This window comes from Metamycoplasma hyosynoviae (assembly GCF_004365165.1).
Lineage (GTDB): Bacteria > Bacillota_I > Bacilli_A > Mycoplasmatales > Metamycoplasmataceae > Metamycoplasma > Metamycoplasma hyosynoviae.
Map to the genome: position 1 here is coordinate 118965 of NZ_SOCH01000003.1, position 19277 is coordinate 138241.

Here is a 19277-nt window from a genome sequence, read left to right on the forward strand (position 1 = left end):
ATAAATAAAAAAAATGGGGCGTGCGATGGGGATCGAACCCACGTATGCCGGAGCCACAACCCGGAGCGTTAACCACTTCGCCACGCGCGCCATAAAATGACTAATTTATTTTACCATATTTATTTACTTTGTTGCTTTTTTGTTTTATAAAACTAAACACCAAAGTAAATTCACCTTTTATAGGTTCTTGTAAAACTAAATCAACTACCTCACTCGCAAAGCCTTCATAGTCTTTTTCATATAGTTTTGTCATTTCTTTTATTAAATAAAGTTTTACAGTTTGCCCATATACTTCAGCAAAATCTTTTAATGTATCTTCTAATTTGTGTGGTGATACATAACAAACATAAGTATAGGGTGTGAGTTTTTTCAAGAAATTCTTTCTTTTTTCTGAACTATCAGGAATAAAACCTAGAAAAGTGAAGGTATTTGAGAAATTAGCTTTGATAATAGCATGTAAAAATGCACTCCCTGCACCTATAACATTAATGAAAATGTTGTTTTGCTTACATAATTTAATAATTTCAAAACCAGGATCAGATATGCAAGGAAGTCCCGCATCTGATACAAGAGATACTTTTTTACCAACTTTAATGTCCTCTAAAATTTTAGGAGATACTGATTTTTCATTAAAGTTATGATAAGAAACTAATTTTGCTTCTACTTTTAGTTCTAAACTTAAAAATAGCCTATGAGTCATACGCGTATCTTCGCATAAAATAATGTCTGATGACATTAATTCTTCAATAGCACGCTGTGAAATATCTTTTAAATTACCAAGTGGAGTTGCTATTATATTGATTTTGAGGTTGCTATTTATCATATTCATCACCTAATTTACCAATAAATGCAGCTTTTTGAAGTTTAAAGTTATTGTTAGGTATTTTAAAGGTAATTAAATACTTTTTAATTAGATTAATTAAATTAATAAAAGGAAATTCATCATCTTCAAATGATTGAAAAAGCTCTTCATCAATAAAATTAGTTGTTATTTTAATATTATTTTTCTTAGAATGAATTTCAATTAAATTAAATAGTAGATAAGAAAGTAAAATGAAAAAGTTTTCATCATTTAATTTTTTTTCTAAAAAAATCAAAAGAGGGTAGTGATTATTAAATGAAGTTGCAAAATGTTTTTTTAGATCATAAAGTAGTTGAATATTTTCATTAGTGTAATATTCAGCCATTTTTTCTTCATCTTCAAATAAATATTCATAAAACATTTTGAATTTATCATCGTCTTCTTCTTTTTTGTGTTTTATTGTAGTTTTTGAAAAACTGATTTCAAAACAACGAGATCTTATAGTTTTTAAAACACGGTTGCGGTTATTAGTTGTAATTAAAACAATCAAATTATCAGGACAGTTTTCCAAAAAGTTTAATAAAGCGTTTAATACACTAGGCGAACCATTTTCGATATTTTTGATAATTAAAACTCTAGTTTTACTACTTTCATGTGATGATTGGAGGTTTCTAGCTTTATTTACAGTTTTTAATAGTTCTTCTTTTTTAATTGAAACTTTAGAACCATCAACCATAAAATAAAGTTCACCATAAATGATATCTTTTTCGGTTTTATAGCTTTCACCATTCACTAAATTAATAAAATATATCAAGTATTTTGAAATATTGGTGTTGGGAAGTGCAGTAAAAAGATAAACTTGGGAAAGTTTATTTTTTTTAACTGAGTTATCTATTATTTCGTAATAATGATTATTCGTCATCGACTATTTTTCTTTCAACTAATATTTTTCAGGTTTTTTCAAATAATTCTTCAAGTGTACAATTAGAATCAATGATAACAAATTTATGCTTGTCATAATTAATTACACTGCGATAAGCTGAATAAAGTGTTTGATAGTATTCTTCATTCATTCTTTCCATACGATCAGCTTCTTTACGCAAACGTTTCAATCTTTCAACTACTTTTTCTGGCATCAAGTCGAAAAATATTATTAAATCAGGTTTGGTGTTGCTAGTAATAATTTCATTTAATTTGCGTACTACTTTATATCCTAAATCGCCCAATATTCCTTGATATACAAAAGATGAATGTCAGTAGCGGTCTGAAAAGACAGTTTTATTTTCTTTAAGAGCAGGTCAAACAGTTGTTTCCAAGTTTATACGACGTGAAGCCATAAATAGTAGTGCATCGACTGTAGTAGACAAATTATTTTCTTTATTTAAAATAATTTGTCTTATTTGTTCGGCTTCCTTGGAATTTTTTGAGCCAGGTTCTCTTGTAAATACATAGTTATCTGCTTTAGCAGATTTTTTAAGTTTCTCTTCAATTAATTTTAATATGGAAGATTTGCCGGCACAATCCATTCCTTCAAAAACGATAAATTTTGGAATTCTCTTATTTGACATAATTGCCCCTTATAATTTTTGTTTGTTGATTAAAGCTTGCTTTAAAGTAATAGGATCAGCATATTCTACATTTCCATTTATAGGAAGCCCTATAGAAAGTTGGAAGATATTTAACTCTTTATACTTTTGCAGCAAGTATTTTTTTATATATTGCATTGAAATTTGCCCTTCGAGGGTAGGATTTAATGCAAGAATGACTTCTGTTCTAGGATTAACTAGATTTGTAAGTTTTTCAATATCATCAAAAAATGAATCATTATTTTCTTCTTTTATCTTAGTGGGTTGTCTAAAAAGTGTTTCAAATATGTAATATTTGCCATTAAAAATTTCTAGTGCTTCAAATTTTTCGATTTCAGAATCTGTATTAACTACAATAAGTTTATTTTTTCTGCTATGGTCGCTGCAAATTTTACATATTTCATTTTCTTGCATCAAGTTGCACTGGACACATTTTTTGATGGTTTCATTTAGTTTGGAGATTAACTTGTTAATTTCAGTAATTTCGGTTTCGTCAGAATTAATAAAATAAAGCAAAATTGCTTTTACTTGCTTTTTTGATAAAGATTTAATTTTGCTTAGTTTTAAAAATAAACTATTATAAAATTCATTATCCATTAGAAACCTAAACCCGAGAATTTGTCGTTTAGTTCTTCATATTCTTCTTCAATTAGTGCTAGACCTTCATTAATTGTAAGAACTACTAAATCTTCAACAAGTTCTGGATCTTCTGGATCTATTAATGCAGGATTAATTTTCAATGATTTAATTTTTCTTGAACCAAGTAATACTGCTTCAATTCCTTGTTTGGTTACTTTAAATTCTTTTTTTTGAATTTCAGCTTCTTGTAAACTTGCTTCTTCTTGTAATCTTTTTGCTTTTTTAAGCATTTCATTCATATTCATTGCCATAATTAACTCTTTAATTCCTTATTTTTGATATATATCTCCAAAATCATCAAGAAATTCATCTAATTCCTTATCTTTTTTAAATTTCTTTTCTAAATTTGGAAGTTTTTCAATTGTTCTAGGTTTATCTTTGTTTTTCTTTCATCAATCTTCAGCATTTTGTTTTTGAGCCTTTGTAATTGCAAATAAATGTACATATCTACCAAAAACTTTGTATGCTGCATTTACTAGAAATTCTTTATAAGAATTTTCATTTAGTTTTTTGATGATTTGCGCGATATTTGAACTAAATACAATAAAGTCCTTGCTTGATAGTATCAAGTTTAAATCCTGTAATAGCACTCTAGCTTCGTTTTCTTTTTCTGATTTTAATTTAGTATTTAAAAGCTTGAAATTCATTTTATCAGTGTTTTTATAATCGATAAAATTAGGTATGTTGCGATCTTTTTGCGAAACATAGATGCAATCATAAATTAATTCATCTGTAATAAGCCCACTGTTAGCTTTAATCATAGCTTCTAGTTTTTGAATTTCTTCATCTATTTTAGCATTTGATTTATTTTGCTTAGGCGCAGGATCGGGTGATGGAATTTCATTAATATTAGTGATTAATGTGTCTCGCATTTCACCTAAATCAACTTCTTTAGTTTTTTCTTCAATTAAAATTTCATCAGTTTTATTTAATATTTCACTAACATCAACTGGTTTCATTTTAATGTCATATTTATTTGCAATATCACCAAGTCCTAGAAAATCATTGATTTTGTTGTTGTTAGATTTTGGTTTAGTGGTTTCTTTAGTAGTTTTCTTTTCAATTGTATCAGAACGGTGAATATTAACAATTTCAAAGTCATTAGTGTCTTCTTTTGAAACTGATGAAATTGGAGAAGTTATAGTGTTAATGAAATTTTCATCATCAGTTTTTAAACAAGCTAGTTTTATAAAACCAAGTTCTAGTGATTGAAGTGGAAGATCACTCATTTTAATGTCTTCTAAAATTTTTACAAGTTCAGTAATGAATTCACTAACTTTTTGTTTTGATATATCGATTTTTTTAAGATCTTCTACAGAAGCATATTCAAGCAAGTTTTCATCTTGGGTTTTGATATAAATAAAGTAGTCTTTTAAAAGATTAATTAGTGATACTACCATTTTTTCAATATCAATACCATCACTTATTAATTTAGCATTTAGATTCAAAAATTCTTTAATGTTATGTGCTGCTATTAAATTAAGGATTTTGATTAGATTTTCTTTGTCTAAAATACCAAAGAAGTTTTGCACATCTTTTTCAGTTATTGTTCTATTTCCAACAAATATAGCAATTTGATCAGATATAGTAAGTGCATCTCTAAAACTACCTTCACTTAAAGAAGCAATTAAATCTAATGATTTTGGATCGGCTTTAATTCCTTCTTTTTTAAAAATTTCACGTAAGTGTTCAATCATTATATTTTTTTCAATGCGTTTGAAATTAAATCTTTGAACTCTACTTAAAATGGTTAGTGGAATTTTTTGTGGGTCAGTAGTTGCAAGAATAAAAATAGCATGTGATGGTGGTTCTTCTATGGTTTTTAAAAGTGCATTAAATGCTGCTTTTGAAAGCATATGAACTTCATCAATAATGTAAATTTTATATCTTGAATTAATAGGCATATGATTGATTTTATCTTTTAAATCACGTATGTCATCAATTCCAGAATTAGATGCAGCATCTATTTCAATAATATCTAAATTTCTTTCAATATTAGCAATACATTCATCACAAGGAGTAAGAATATCATTAGTATGAATACAATTTATGGTATTAGCAAATATTTTAGCAACAGAAGTTTTACCCGTACCATGAGGTCCACAAAATAAATAAGCATGACTTATTTTACGGTTTTTAATAACATTAATTAGTGTAACTATAATGTTGTCTTGGCCTTTAACTTCATTGAATTTTTTAGGACGATAATGTCGATATAATGTTTTATATTTACCTTCCATGTATTCTCCTTTTGACTTATAATAAATATTAACACAAATTATGTGATTTCTAGTAAAGCAACAAATAAATTTTAATGTGCGTTTTAATGAACTTAACATTAAAATTTATGTAGGTTAGAAGCATATGAAACTTTTATTTTAAATTATTGAGTTTTTTAAATTGATTAGTATAATAGAATGAACTTAGTTAAATTTAAGTCTCAAAACAAGCAAATTAAGGAAAATAATATGATAAAAGAAGTGTCATGTGGAGCAATTACATTTTCTAAAAGAAAATTTAGACTTACCAAAGTCTTGCTCATAAAACAAAAAAATTCACATTATTTTACCTTTCCTAAAGGTCATCAAGAACAAGGTGAAACACATGAACAAACTGCTATTCGTGAGTTAAAAGAAGAAACTAATATAGACATTAATATAATTGAAGGATTTAAAGATAAAAACACTTATAGTCCTTATCAAAATTGTATAAAAGATGTATTTTATTTTTGTGCTGAGGCTAAGAATATAAACTTAGAAAAACAAGATGCTGAAATTCAAAAAATAGGCTGATATTCTATTGGAATTGCAGCTTTAAAACTGCATTACAAAAAAGATAAGCAAATGCTAAAAACTGCTTATAAGGTTTTCAAAAATTATAAGAAAACCACAAAATAAAAAAACACGTTCTTACAAATAAATGTGTTTTTTATTCTACTTTTTTTCTTAAAAAAATATTATTTTTAGTTTTAATTTCATTTAATGAATTTTAAGAGAAAATCACTAACCCCAATAATGGTAAAACCATTATTGTCTGTTGTTTCTTCAAGTGTTTTATTAATTACTAATATTTTTTGAATATGATCTTTATGAGCTAGAAATGGTTTTAATTCTCTTGCTTTTATTTCCGGGTTTGAAATATCATTACTTACTTGAATGTAATATTTTTTAGGGCATTTTGTTGCAATAAAATCAATTTCATAAATTTTACTAATGCTTTTACCTGCTTCATTTTTTTCTTTTTTTCCAAAAGCACCTATATTAACTGTATAGCCATTATATATTAATTCATTGTAAATTAGATTTTCAAGCATTTGACCTTCATTTTCATATGCGAAATTAAGTCTCGCATTTCTTAACCCATTATCAACAAAATAATATTTTCTAAGTGCTCCTATTTCTCTTTTGCCTTTAATATCATATCTGCTAGCTTCTTTTAGAATAAAAGAATCAATAAAAAAATCAATGTATTTTTTTACAGTGTCTTTATCAATTTTTTCTTTTGTAATGCTTTTATAAGTGTTAACAATTTTTTCTGAATTAAATAGATTGCCTGTTCATTCGCTAATAATATTGCAAAGTGAATCTAATAATTCTGTTTTTGTAAGATTATTATGCTCTAATATATCTTTGAAATATGTTGTTTCAAATAAGTTTTTTAAATATTCTTTTTTTTCATTTGTATTTTTTAGTACTGCTAATGGCATTCCACCATATTGCATATATTCAAAAACAGTATCTGAAGAAGAATTTTTTTTGAAATTGCAAAATTCTTCAAATGATAAAGGACCCAAGGTAATATTAATTGCTTTATCTCTAAATTCTGTGATGATATCAGATGATAACATTTTTGAATTAGAACCAGTAACATATAAATCAATATATTTTTCTCTTGAGAGTCCTAAAACTACTTCAACAAATGAAATAATGTTCTTATTATCTTTTTTTGCAATTATATATTCGCCTTTAGTGTATATGGGGTTAACAATTGGATCAACAAGTTGAATTTCATCAATAAATATATAATTTACGCAACTTTTATCACATTTTTCTCTGATATATTTATCTAATTCAATAGGGTTACGATATTTAATATTTCTTAAATCGTCAAGTTCAACGATTATGATATTTCTTTCAGAAACACCATTTTCAATTAAATAATTTTTGTATATTTCTTTTAAAAGATAAGATTTTCCACATCTTCTTATTCCGGTGATTACCTTTGGAAAACCGTTATTTTTTAAAGCTATTAATTTAGATAAATACAACTTTCTTTCTATCATGTATATTCTCTTTTTTAGTAGAATTCTACTTTTTTTGCGATTAAATTATATTAAAAAAAATTTTCCTTTTGCTAATAAATTCTCTTTTTTAGTAGAATTCTACTTTTTTTGGGAAAATAAAAAATATTATCTCTAAAAAATTTCATCATTACAATTTATTCTATAATAGAATAAAACTTTATGAAAACTTTAATTTCTATGAGTAAGTTTTAATATAATGTTTTTGAATTTTAAATACTATTTAAATTATCAATTCTTTATCTTTCTATTTATTATATAAATAGAAGATAAAGGTTATATGAAAATTGTATTTATAAACTTAAAAAAATGATTTAAATGAACTAATATAAATTAAAGTTTTCATAAAATAAAACAAATACTTATAAAAAGCCAGCAGTGATTTTGATTTGCTTTGTTTAAAGAATTGCTGGCCTCTTATTGTTTAGGTGTTATATTTTATAATAATAAAAAACTTGAAGAAGATTATGGTTTATTAGATAAGATAACCAACAAAAATTTTATTGATGCTATTGAATCAGCTACAGTAACCATTTCATATTATAGAGATAATGAGATGAAAAGAAAATATCATACAAATGACTCGAATTTAATTAATTACGAAAACTACAAGATTTTTGAGAAAATTATTTCAAAAATTAGTATGTAATTTAAAAAATCATTTTCCTTTTTTTCCTATAAATAAGGATAAAATGATTTTTTTTATTAATTAACCCCGAAACGCAGGAATATATATAGTTAAACTGGTGGAATTTTATTGTGAAAACAAAAAAAAAAAAAAATGCCCACCAAAAATAAAGATAAGCAAAAAAAGTGCTTTATATAAGTGCATTTTTATGTTTTCTATAATTTTAAATAACAAAAAAACAACCTAACTTTATCATTAAGAATTAGATTGTTTTTTTACTTATAAGAAACAAATAATTAATTTTTAGAATTTTCTAATTCTTCTTTAGCTTTCTCGAATTTAACTCTTAGCTCACGTTCAAGTTCTGCTTTTTTGGTAAGAATAATTTTTTCAATTTCATCAGATCCTTTACCTAAACGGTAAAGCTTTTGACGTTCGCTATCAAGTAAAATATTTAAAAAGTCTACTACTTTTTGTTTTTCTTTATCATCTACATTAGCTTCATTATTATCAAATATAAAAGGAAGGTCAATTGAAGCGTTTGAAGATTTAACAGCATAGTAATTATTCATTAAATTAACAATACATTCAAGTGCAATTCTATTAGTTAATTCTTTAAATTTCTTCGAACCCATATTGGTATAAACTTGGTAAGGGTTTTTTTGTGAATATTGCACTAAGTGTGCTGATCTACGAAGTTTATCCATTACGTTGATATGATCTTGTCAAGCACCATCAAATACTGATAAAATGATTTCACGTTCACTATTGGTTAGTTCAATAACACCATATTTTTCTAGGATATTTTGTCTTAATTTGTCATATTCATCATTTAAAACTTTCATAATGAATTCAATTAAATCATCTTTATCAAATTTTTTAAGTTCTGTTTCAGAAAATTTATAATCACATAAGTTCATATAATTTTCATTTAAATACTTAGTGAAAGAATTTAATTCTAAAGTGTTATTTTTATTGATGAAATAAGGGTTTTCAACAAGTTGAATGGTTGAAACTGAAATCATTTTTTTGATGATAGTACCTAAATCATCTCGATTTAAAATTAAATCTCTTTGTTCATAAATTAAATCTCTTTGTTGACGAATAACATCATCGAAGTTTAAAACACTTTTACGATTATCAAAGTTAAAACCTTCAATTTTCTTTTGTGCTCTTAAAAAAGCGGATTTAATTTGCTTACCTTCAATAGGATCGTTTCCATAAACTGAAAAGATTTCTTTTCATTTATCTTGAACTGAAAAACGTAGGATTAATTGGTCATCTAGCGATAAAAAGAATTTAGAATATCCAATATCCCCTTGTCTACCAGAACGTCCTTTTAGTTGGTTATCAACTCTCCGTGATTCTGCTTTTTCAGTTCCCAAAACATATAATCCGCCTAATTCAAGTGCTTCTTTTGAGGGTTTAATGTCAGTTCCACGACCTGCCATATTAGTTGCTATTGTAACAGCTTTAACTTGACCAGCTTTTGAAATAATTTCAGCTTCACTAGCATCTTGTTTAGCATTAAGAACAGCATGTGGTATTCTTTCTTCTAAAAGCATTTCGTGTAATACTTCACTATCTTCAACTTGTGCTGTTCCAATTAGAATAGGCTGACCTTTTTCATATACTCTTTTGACTTCTTTAGTTACAGCTTTTCATTTAGCATTCATTGTAACATAAATTTCATCTTCATCATCAAACCTAACCATAGGTTTATTAGTGTCAACTACATTGACACGCATATTATAAATTTCAATAAATTCATTTTCTTCAGTTTTAGCAGTACCGGTCATACCACAAATTTTTTTGAATAAACGGAAGAAGTTTTGGTAAGTTATTGTAGCAAGTGTTTTAGTTTCAGCTTCTATTTCAACACGTTCTTTAGCTTGAATTGCTTGTTGCAACCCTTCTGAATAAGCACGTCCCTCCATAATTCTTCCGGTAAATGAATCAACTAGCTCGATTTTATCATCTAAAACAATGTATTCAACGTCCAACTTCATTACCTTATGCGCTCTAAGAGCGTTTTGAATTCTATGAACTAGTTCAGAGTTTTGAATGTCATATAGGTTTTCAAAGTTGAAATATTTATTAGCTTTTTGAATACCTTCATTGGTTAAATAAACAGATTTTGTTTCTTCATCAATAGTGTAATCATCTTTTGATAATGTACGAACAAATAAATCAGCAATATTATAAATAGGTGTAGTGCCTTCATCTCCACCTGAAATAATTAAAGGAGTTTTAGCTTCATCGATTAAAATTGAATCAACTTCATCTAATAAGATAAAATCAAGTCCACGTTGAACTTTTTCTTCTTTTGACATTACCATATTATCTCTTAGGTAGTCAAAACCAAGTTCAGAGTGAACAGAATAAACGATGTCGCAGGCATAAGCTGCTCTTTTTTGGTCATTTTCTAGTTGAGCCAAGTTAATTCCAACAGTTAGTCCTAAAAACTTGAATACTTGCCCCATTTCTTCAGCATCCCGTTTAGCAAGGTATTCATTAACAGTTGAAACAATAACACTATTTCCAGTTAATGCATTCAAATAAATAGGAGCAATAGAAGTAATGGTTTTACCTTCACCAGTTTTCATTTCAGCAACTGAACCTTGGTCAAGTATAACCCCACCAATCATTTGAACATCGAATGGGCGTTTGCCTAAAATTCTTTTAGTCGCTTCACGAGCAACAGCAAAAACTTCTGGACGAATGTCATCAGAAGTTTCGCCCATATTAAGTCTTTGTCTAAATTCACCAGTTTTTTCTTTTAGTTCACTATCGGTTAGTTTGATGATTTTTTCTTCAAGTTTATTAATCTTTTTTAAAGTAGCTTCAGCAATCCGCATTTCAGTTGATTTAAAAGAAAATTTCTTTTTCTTTTTAAGATCAACTATTTTTTTATTGTCCAATTGTTGTGTGTTTTTAGTATTAACCATTTTAAGTACTATTTTTCGGTTGCGGGAGTTTTTGTTTCTTTAGATTCTTTTGCTTTAGCTTCTAGTTTTTCTTTTTCGATTTTGGTTGCTTTATTAGCTCTATCAGTTATTTTTTTATTAAATGCTTCTACTTCTTTTTCTAGTTTAGAAATTTCGGCATATACTTCTTCACCATTTTGTTTTAATAGAAAATCAATAACTTTATCGGTGGTTTTTTCCATTTCATATCTATCAAATGAAAGATAACTTTTTATAACTTGTGCAGATACACCAAATGAAGTGGCTAGTTCATTGATATGCTTTTCATATTCTTTTTCAGTTGTAGCAATTTTTTGTTCTTTAACAATTTGACCAAACCCAAATGAACCTTTTAGTCCTAGAATTGCATTTTCTTTTAAAGTTTCTTTTACTTCTTCTTTTGAAGAATTAGTAATTTCATAATATTCAATTTCACTTATTTTTTTATCAGCTAAATTTTTCAAGAATGAATCATAGCTTCTAGCAATTTCACGTTCAATCATTTCTGGATTTAAGTTCATTTTTGCTACTTTAGCTATAGTTTTTTGGATTTTTTCAGCAAAATCTTTTTTCATTAAATTAAGTTTTAAAGCTAGTGCATCATATTTAGCTTTTTCTTCGAACTCTTTAATGTTTTTAGCATAGTAAAGATTTGCATTTTTGAAAAAAGCATCATTTAGTTCAGGAAGTGAGATGGTTTTAACAAAATTGATTTTTAAATCAAACTTAGCTTTTTTGCCAGCATAGTTTTTAGCATAATCTTCTGGAAATGTAACATCAATAGTTTTTTCTTGACCTTTTTTAAGACCAATCATTTGGTCTTCAAAACCAGCTATAAATTGTTTAGAACCAATTTTTAGATCATATCCAGTAGCTTCTCCACCTTCAAAAGCTTTACCATCAATGTATCCTTTAAAATCAAAGTTAACTTCATCACCTTTTTTAATAGGTTGATCACTTTCAACCATTACTATATATTTATTCAATAGTTTTGCTTTTTCAGTTTCAATATCTTCAGTAGTTGGTTTGAAATCTAAAATTTTAATAGGTTTTTTGTGATAATCTCCTAGTTTTATTTCTGGAAATGTCATAAAATCGCATTCAAGAATGTATCCTTCACCTTTAGGGTTTTCTTTCATTCTAATGCTGTAAGGTTTGTCATTATAAATTTCATCTTCTTGAACTATTTGAGGGTAGATGTATTTATCTACAACTTCTTCGTAATAGCTAGTAGCTTTTTCAAATAATTTTGTTGGTGAAATATAAGCATCTGCTTTAGCAGCTGGAGCATGACCTTTTCTAAACCCAGGCACTACGGTGTTTAATCTTAAAGCTTTCCTTGCTCTTTCCACGAATTGATATCATATATCGCCTTCAACACTGTAGGTGATAGTCATTGTTGAAGTATTTTTATCAAGAGTTTTAGGCATTTTCTCTCCTTTAATTAAGTTAAATTAAAACTTTAAAAATTATAATAAAATATGCTAAAAATTTCCAAATAATGGAAAAGTTTAAAACTAGCATTTTTTGAAAATTTAATAAGCTGGTAAGTAAAATTTTTGAAACTAAGAAATGTTATAAAAACATTTTATAAAATTCTTTTTCTTCATCTGTTGTAAGAGATGATTTATCTTTGTTTCCAAGTAATACTTCAGCTACATTTTTGATGGTTATATAGTCATTTTTGGTTTCATTAAATAAGATTTTGCTTCAGTTTTTAAAAATATAGATTGAAAAAAGTTGATTAACTATTTTGAATTTAGCAATATCTTTCCCATATTCTTCTTTTAACTCTTCTTCAAGTTTAGCAATATCTTTATTTTTTAAAACTGAACCAAGTTTTTTAGGATTTATAGTTTTTTGTTCAACTTTATAGTCATAATCAATTTGATGTTCTACTAAAAGATCATAAATTAAAGGAGAAAACATTGAATCATCAAAGTTTTTGTAGTTGAAAAAAAATTGAAATTCAGAAGCATAATCTTTTACATCTTCACGAGTTTTTAAAATGTTATAGCACACAAAAAATAAATGGTCCATTTTTTTTGATTTAATAATATTTATTAAATCAAGAGTGGGTAAGTTAGTTTTGGTTTGAAGATTATTTAACTTGATTTTAGCTAGTATAAAATCACGATAAGAATTTAAAACGTCATGCTCTTCTTTAGTAAAAAAGTTTTTAAATCCTTCTTCAATTAAAGCAATAGCTTTTAAATAATCTTCATCTTTAGTTTTTTCAATTAAATAAATTAGTTCAGAAAAATCTTGTGGCATATATAACTTCTTTCAATGTAGTGGATGTAAGTTTCTGTAATATAAATTATTATATTAAAAAATGCCAGTTTTTAACTGGCATAAATTAATTATTATTTTAAGTTTGTAAATGCTTTTCTACCTTCGTATTTAGCATTTTTACCTAATTCAGCTTCTATTTTTAATAAACGATTGTATTTAGCAATTCTATCAGTTCTTGAAAGTGATCCGGTTTTAATTTCACCGGTGTTAAATGCAACAGCTAAATCAGCAATGAAAGTGTCTTCGGTTTCTCCTGAACGGTGTGATACAACAGGAATCATATTAGCATTTTGCGTTAATTTAATAGCATCAATAGTTTCACTTACTGTTCCAATTTGATTAATTTTAATTAATGAAGCATTAATTGCATGTTTTTGAATAGCTTCTTTGATGTAATGAGGATTTGTAACAATTAAATCATCTCCTACAAGTTGAACTTTATCGCCAAATTTTTTCACCATATTAGCAAATCCTTGTCAATCATTTTCATTATGTGAGTCTTCAATTGAAATAATAGGGAATTGGTTAATTAAATGTCCATAGTATTCAACAAATTCATCTGAAGTGAATTCATATTTCATAGCTTTGTATTTTTCAAAACCTGGTACATTGGTTTCAATAGCATTTTTAAATTTTTTAAAAATGTATTTACCTGATTTTTGGCAATATAATTCAGATGAAGCTGCATCCAATGCTATTGCAACAGCTTTATCACCTGATGTAGCTGGCATAAAACCCGCTTCTTTAATTGCACTAACCAAAAATTCTAATGCTTCTTCATGAGTATGTAAGTTTGGTGCAAATCCACCTTCATCTCCAACTTGTGTACCATGTCCTGCTTTTTTTAGAAGTTTAGCAAGTGTGTGGAAAACAAAGTTTGCAACTTGAAGAGCTTCTTTAAAAGTTTTAGCACCAAGTGGCATAATCATAAATTCTTGGAAGTCAATGGTGTTTGATGCATGCTCTCCACCATTAATAACATTTAACATTGGAACTGGAAGTTTGTAGGCTTTTCTTGAATCTAGCGAAGCTAAATATTCGTATAAAGGAAGTTCTTTTTCAATTGCTGCAGCTTTTGCTACTGCAAGTGAAACTCCTAAAATGGCATTAGCTCCAAGTTTTGATTTTGTAGGAGTTCCATCTAATTCAATCATTAATTTGTCTATTTCTGCTTGTTGTAATGAACATTTTCCAATTAGTTTTTTAGCAATAATGTTATTTACATTATCAACAGCAGTTTGAACACCTTTTCCGCCAAATCAGTTCTTTTCATATTTGGTACCTTTATCACGCAATTCAAGAGCTTCTTTTGATCCTGTTGAAGCTCCTGAAGGTACTAATGCTTCAGCATAAGCTTTTTCAGTGGTTAATTCAATTTTAACAGTCGGATTTCCTCTACTGTCTAAAACTTCGTAAGCATTAATCTTAACAATTTTTGACATTAATTCTCCTTGGTAATTATTAACGTAAAACATCAAAAATAAATTATTTTGTATAAATTATTATAATAGAAAAACAAACAAAAAAGAAAAATAGTATATAATGTATTTTGCTTATTTGCGAGTGTAGTTTAATGGTAGAACATTAGCCTTCCAAGCTAAATACGAGGGTTCGATTCCCTTCACTTGCACCATTGCGGATGTAGTTCAATGGTAGAACATCAGGTTGCCAATCTGAATACGAGGGTTCGATTCCCTTCATCCGCACCATTTGTTTTATGGAAGGTAGTAACTTTTATAAAACAACCAAATAAAACCCAGTCCGGTAACTGGGTTTTATGCTTTTTTCATTGCTTTTTTTTGATGCTAAGTCCAAAAATATATATGAATCTAATTAATTATTAAAAAAGAAAATAAAAAAATGGCGATCGCGGCAGGAATCGAACCTGCGACAACAGGCTTAGAAGGCATGTGCTCTATCCCCTGAGCTACGCGACCACACATTGATAAATTTTAGCACATTTTATTAGTTATTTATATTTTTTAAAAAATGTGGATTAGGCTGCAAACTTATATTATTTTATTTTCACAAGTAGTGCATTTAATTGTCTTTCAACAACGAAACGAACTAAGCTTTTAGCATTTGTTTGAAGTTTTGTTGGATCTTCTGTGTATTCAACTTCATCAAGACCAGCAATTTTTAAAATTGCTTTTTTAACTCTATCATAGTATTTTTCTTTAATTTCAATTCTTTGTCATTTTTTTGAAAATACTTTAATGTTAGTAGTATCTGAGCTGAATTTAATACCTGGGTTTTTATTAAGCATTTGTTGGATGTTTTTTATATACTTGTCTTTTTCAGGCATCTTACCATCAATATCAGTTGTAATTTTTTTGATAATTAGATCAAGCATTTTGTAGCATTCATCATTAGCAAAAAATCCATCTAAGATCTTATTGATATCGCCATTGAAGAATTTATCAATAATTTCTTCTTCATATTTTTCATCTTTAAAAGAATCATCATCTACTTTTTTTAATGAGAAATAAAAAGCTATAGCTGCATCTATTGTAATATTCCCATCTCAGATATCAAAATCAACTTTAGGAACGTCTTTGATTCTGAAATTTTTTTGTTCATAGAATTGTTGGAAATATTTTTCCATATTTCCAATTAAACTATTTGATTTATCATCTTTATGTTTAATATAATCAACTCCAATTGTAGAAAGAGAAATTAATCCAGGCACATATTGTTGCATTCCAACTGCTTTATTGAAACTTATTTTACGTAAAATTAAATCATTTACATTCATAAGTTTATTATTTTTCATAACTATTCCCGCTGGATTGGCCATAAGTACTGCCATCGGAACTGCGCCAGCTGTTGCTAGCATCATTCCACCAAAACGAAGTTTTGCAGTTGATTTTTTAGTTCCATTTTCACCAATAGTTTCATTATAAGCTTTAATTTTTCTAATTGGTTTGGTGATTTTTTTTCTAAATATTAGATAAAAGATTTCACCAACTAACACAACTGCTAATGTTAAAAGTAAGATAATAAGTCCATTTATAAGACCAGCTAGGATTTCTTTGGCATCATTTTCATTAACATATTTTTTAAAATCTATAAGATTAGCAACTCTTTGGGTAATTTTTGCACTTATTAAAGGAGCTATAAATATAGAAAGTGCAAATCCTCCTCAGGCAAATAATGAAAACATCAATCCACCTCAAACTCCACGTTTAAGTCCAGTAATTCAGCAAAATAAAACTGTTAAACAAAAAAGTGCAATTGGAATAATTACCAATCAACTTTTGGTTGTATATCATTCTCAATTATTTACAAATTTATTTAGAAAATTAGTCATTTATTCTCACTTGATGATGTCGCAAATATAGATAAATTCTAAATTATTTTTTTGCTTTTGTTAAATTTAGTGCGATATTTTTGTTTACTACTTTACAAAGTTCTTCATATGTTGCACTTTTTATGTTTTCATAAGTTTGAAAGTTTTTGATAAGTTTTTCTAGAGTTTTTAAACCTACGCCTTCAATATCTAAAAGAAAATTGTAGCGTTCATTTTTAATTTCTTGTTTGTTGTAATAGTACTTAGCATATTTATCAACTATATATTGACAATCAGATAAAAAGTTAAATATTTCAATATCTTCAAAACTAATTTCTTCGCCTTTTTCATCAAGCATTTTTTCAGTTTGGTGGCGTTCATTTTTACTAAGACCAAATATCGGAATGTTTAAACCCAATAAATTTCTAGCTTCCACAGCTGCATCAATTTGCATTTTACTACCATCTATAAATAAAACACTAGGCACATCAGAAAATTTCATTAAATATTTTTTGATAGTTCAAAACATATATTCAACATCAGCATTACGATTGTAATTTACTTTATGATAAAAATGTCTGTTTAGTTTTTGATTGTGTTCTCCATTTTCAAAAACACAAACCATTCCCACAACAGTTTCGCTATTTACAAAAAACGAGTTATCGAATATAGCAATACAAGAACAATCTACATTTAATAATTTACTTAATTTGTCTTGAACTTTTAATAAATTATTGGTAGAAATGTATTTATTTATCTTTTCGCGATAGTTATTTTCAGCATTCTTATTAGCTATTTCAATAAAATCTTCTAGACTTTTAGTTTCTGAAAATACAATATTTTCAGCTAAATCATATTCAAAATCCTTACAAGCTTTATCAAGCAAAATCATTTCAGGAAGTTCAAATTTTGCATAAAATGAATTTAAAAATTCATTGATAGTATTTTCAGGAGATGAAAGTATTTGATAAGTAAAATCTTTTTGTAAAAATCAAATACCATCATTATAAAAAATAACTGATAATAGTAGGTAATTATTGTGTTTGTATCAACCAATAACATTAATGTTTTTTTTGGTTTGAATGAAAGTTTTTTGCATTGCTTGATTGTATGAAAAAGTTTCATATACATCTTTGTAAAACTTAGCTAGTTCAAAATCAAGATTTTTTTTGGCATCTTCTATTTTTTGCTGTAATAAAACAAATAAATTATGTGGTTTTTTAATAATTTGTTTTGCATAATCAAATTGATTTTGTCAGAATTCTGCATTTGTTGATTTAATATATTCACCATTTTTAGAAATTAAAATATGTTCTAGGTATTTTATAAGGGAACTTATGTTGCGATTGTTTGGAAGAGGTCCGAAAAAAATCGTGTTATTTTCTTTAGAATAATAATCAACTCTTTTTATTTCAATACCATTTTTTATAAGTTTTATCCTTATAAAAGGAAAAGTTAGTTTTGGTGGGATAATAACATTATAAAAAGGACGATATTTTAAAATAAGCTTACGTTCTTGAATAAAAGCTTCTCGATCGGAATTACATATTAAAGTTTCAACAGAACTAGCATGTTCCATAAGTTTAGGTGTTTTATAAGAATTCAACATATTTTTGTTGAAATATTGAGAAAGTCTTTTTTTTAGATTTTTGGCTTTGCCAACATATAAAACATTACCTTCACTATCTTTTCATAGATAAACACCAGGTTCTTCTGAAATATTATTTATTATTGTTTTATCAATCATTTGGCTTATAGCAATTTGTTTTTCTTAGCTTCAAAAAATTGAGTTAGTAAGATATTGAAGCGATCAAAAGGATCAGCAGGAAAATCTGCTACTCTTTGTTCGAAAGAATTATCTTTAATTCCTAATTTGTCAAAGTCTTTATCATCTTTTTTAATTGATAGGAAATAATCAGGTTTTTTATCTTTTAAAAATTTTGGTAGAAGTTTATTATCCAAGAAAGTTAAATTCATTTCAATGCTGCATTTACCACTAGGGTGAGTGTTATTAAATAGTCTTGAATAATCAATTGCGTTCATAAAATCATTCCGACCAAAAATTGTAACAGCTGCAAAGCTTTGCTTTTTGTCCATTGATTTTATAGCTATCATACTTGCAGCAAGAGTGATATAGCTTTCTTTATTTTGTTCAGATTTGATTACTATCATTAAAAAAGGATATGGAATTTTGTTAATTTCTTCAAATTCTTCATCTGAAATTTCATATAAAAAGATGAAATCATAAAGCGGATCTTTGATTGCTACTTCTTCGAATTTCAAAAACATTTCTACATTAGGCTCAATATCTGTTGGACTTTTAGCGTTTTCATCATCATTAGGTTTGGCTGCACCCAACTCTAATTTAGTATAAATTTCAGCGTCATCTATAAAAGTGTTATTATCTAGTGTGATTATATTTGCGTTAAAACGAACGTGAACAGGGAAAATAAATCAACGGTCTAATTTGATTAATTCTTGCAGGCTTATTTTAAAAACATATCCATCTGCATAAGCAAGTGGATCTTTTTTAATCAATACAAAACCGGCTTCATCTTGCATTTTTTTAAATCCATTTAATCTAGCTGGATGTTTTTCTTCGTATTTTAATAATTTACTATATAAATCTTCTTTATAAGCTTGGTAAATAAATACATTTACATAATTACCATCAATGATTTTAGTTTCACGTTTTAAACTTTTACCATCACCACTACCATTATTGTTTAACATAACACCTCTTCAGTCATTTTGAGTAAAATACAATTATTT

16 protein-coding genes and 4 tRNA genes are annotated in these 19277 nt (G+C 27.0%); 4 read left to right on the forward strand and 16 right to left on the reverse strand.

What is annotated here, in order from left to right; genetic code table 4:
- Positions 1-14 precede the first annotated feature (14 nt).
- From JN03_RS01700 to dnaX, 7 genes are all read right to left on the reverse strand, one after another.
- Positions 15-90: transfer RNA gene (locus JN03_RS01700), tRNA-His, on the reverse strand.
- Between the two features lie 10 nt (positions 91-100).
- Complete coding sequence (gene rsmI, locus JN03_RS01705; RefSeq protein WP_036443100.1) at positions 101-823, reverse strand: 16S rRNA (cytidine(1402)-2'-O)-methyltransferase; 723 nt, start codon at positions 821-823, stop codon at positions 101-103.
- Complete coding sequence (locus JN03_RS01710) at positions 813-1724, reverse strand: hypothetical protein (RefSeq protein WP_036443104.1); 912 nt, start codon at positions 1722-1724, stop codon at positions 813-815. The genes rsmI and JN03_RS01710 overlap by 11 nt, the downstream gene beginning before the upstream one ends.
- Positions 1714-2370: a dTMP kinase gene (gene tmk / locus JN03_RS01715; RefSeq protein WP_036441478.1), complete on the reverse strand. Its 657-nt coding sequence runs from the start codon at positions 2368-2370 to the stop codon at positions 1714-1716. Before tmk ends, JN03_RS01710 begins: the two co-directional genes overlap by 11 nt.
- A gap of 9 nt (positions 2371-2379) precedes the next feature.
- Entirely contained in the window at positions 2380-2985 is a 606-nt protein-coding gene (locus JN03_RS01720) for a toprim domain-containing protein (RefSeq protein WP_051599373.1), read from the reverse strand.
- Positions 2985-3278, reverse strand: coding sequence for a YbaB/EbfC family nucleoid-associated protein (locus JN03_RS01725; protein WP_241851632.1), 294 nt, complete (start codon positions 3276-3278; stop codon positions 2985-2987). The genes JN03_RS01720 and JN03_RS01725 overlap by 1 nt, the downstream gene beginning before the upstream one ends.
- A gap of 18 nt (positions 3279-3296) precedes the next feature.
- Positions 3297-5267 carry a DNA polymerase III subunit gamma/tau gene (dnaX, locus tag JN03_RS01730; protein WP_036443107.1) on the reverse strand — a complete coding sequence of 657 codons (1971 nt, stop codon included), beginning with the start codon at positions 5265-5267 and terminating at the stop codon, positions 3297-3299.
- Between the two features lie 177 nt (positions 5268-5444).
- Here dnaX and JN03_RS01735 point away from each other — a divergent pair, with 177 nt between their 5' ends.
- Entirely contained in the window at positions 5445-5924 is a 480-nt protein-coding gene (locus JN03_RS01735) for an NUDIX domain-containing protein (RefSeq protein WP_080697570.1), read from the forward strand.
- 71 nt (positions 5925-5995) lie between these two features.
- On the opposite strand, the gene JN03_RS09135 is transcribed toward JN03_RS01735, so the two are convergent.
- Complete coding sequence (locus JN03_RS09135; protein ID WP_134076586.1) at positions 5996-7309, reverse strand: ATP-binding protein; 1314 nt, start codon at positions 7307-7309, stop codon at positions 5996-5998.
- Positions 7310-7733: 424 nt separating this feature from the next.
- Between JN03_RS09135 and JN03_RS01745 the strand changes: the two genes are divergently transcribed.
- Positions 7734-7976 carry a hypothetical protein gene (locus JN03_RS01745; RefSeq protein WP_036444828.1) on the forward strand — a complete coding sequence of 81 codons (243 nt, stop codon included), beginning with the start codon at positions 7734-7736 and terminating at the stop codon, positions 7974-7976.
- A 275-nt stretch (positions 7977-8251) separates the two neighbouring features.
- On the opposite strand, the gene secA is transcribed toward JN03_RS01745, so the two are convergent.
- The 4 genes from secA to eno form a co-directional block, all read right to left on the reverse strand.
- Complete coding sequence (gene secA, locus JN03_RS09140) at positions 8252-10813, reverse strand: preprotein translocase subunit SecA (protein WP_422385923.1); 2562 nt, start codon at positions 10811-10813, stop codon at positions 8252-8254.
- Between the two features lie 98 nt (positions 10814-10911).
- On the reverse strand, positions 10912-12351 hold the full coding sequence (gene tig / locus JN03_RS01755; RefSeq protein WP_134076588.1) for a trigger factor: 1440 nt from the start codon (positions 12349-12351) through the stop codon (positions 10912-10914).
- A 145-nt stretch (positions 12352-12496) separates the two neighbouring features.
- Positions 12497-13195: a hypothetical protein gene (locus tag JN03_RS01760; protein WP_134076589.1), complete on the reverse strand. Its 699-nt coding sequence runs from the start codon at positions 13193-13195 to the stop codon at positions 12497-12499.
- A gap of 92 nt (positions 13196-13287) precedes the next feature.
- Positions 13288-14658 (reverse strand): phosphopyruvate hydratase, encoded by a 1371-nt coding sequence (gene eno / locus JN03_RS01765; protein ID WP_134076590.1) that lies wholly within the window; start codon positions 14656-14658, stop codon positions 13288-13290.
- Between the two features lie 117 nt (positions 14659-14775).
- Here eno and JN03_RS01770 point away from each other — a divergent pair.
- Together JN03_RS01770 and JN03_RS01775 are read left to right on the forward strand one after the other, a co-directional pair.
- Positions 14776-14849 (forward strand) — tRNA-Gly (locus tag JN03_RS01770).
- Between the two features lie 2 nt (positions 14850-14851).
- Positions 14852-14925, forward strand: a tRNA-Gly gene (locus tag JN03_RS01775).
- Between the two features lie 152 nt (positions 14926-15077).
- On the opposite strand, the gene JN03_RS01780 is transcribed toward JN03_RS01775, so the two are convergent.
- The 4 genes from JN03_RS01780 to JN03_RS09155 form a co-directional block, all read right to left on the reverse strand.
- Positions 15078-15153, reverse strand: a tRNA-Arg gene (locus JN03_RS01780).
- Between the two features lie 77 nt (positions 15154-15230).
- Positions 15231-16526 carry a hypothetical protein gene (locus tag JN03_RS09145; protein WP_036443138.1) on the reverse strand — a complete coding sequence of 432 codons (1296 nt, stop codon included), beginning with the start codon at positions 16524-16526 and terminating at the stop codon, positions 15231-15233.
- A gap of 43 nt (positions 16527-16569) precedes the next feature.
- A complete protein-coding gene (locus JN03_RS09150) occupies positions 16570-18252 on the reverse strand; it encodes a GIY-YIG nuclease family protein (protein WP_134076591.1) in 1683 nt (560 codons plus the stop codon).
- Between the two features lie 5 nt (positions 18253-18257).
- Positions 18258-19238, reverse strand: coding sequence for a gamma-glutamylcyclotransferase family protein (locus tag JN03_RS09155; RefSeq protein ID WP_134076592.1), 981 nt, complete (start codon positions 19236-19238; stop codon positions 18258-18260).
- Between the last annotated feature and the right edge of the window lie 39 nt (positions 19239-19277).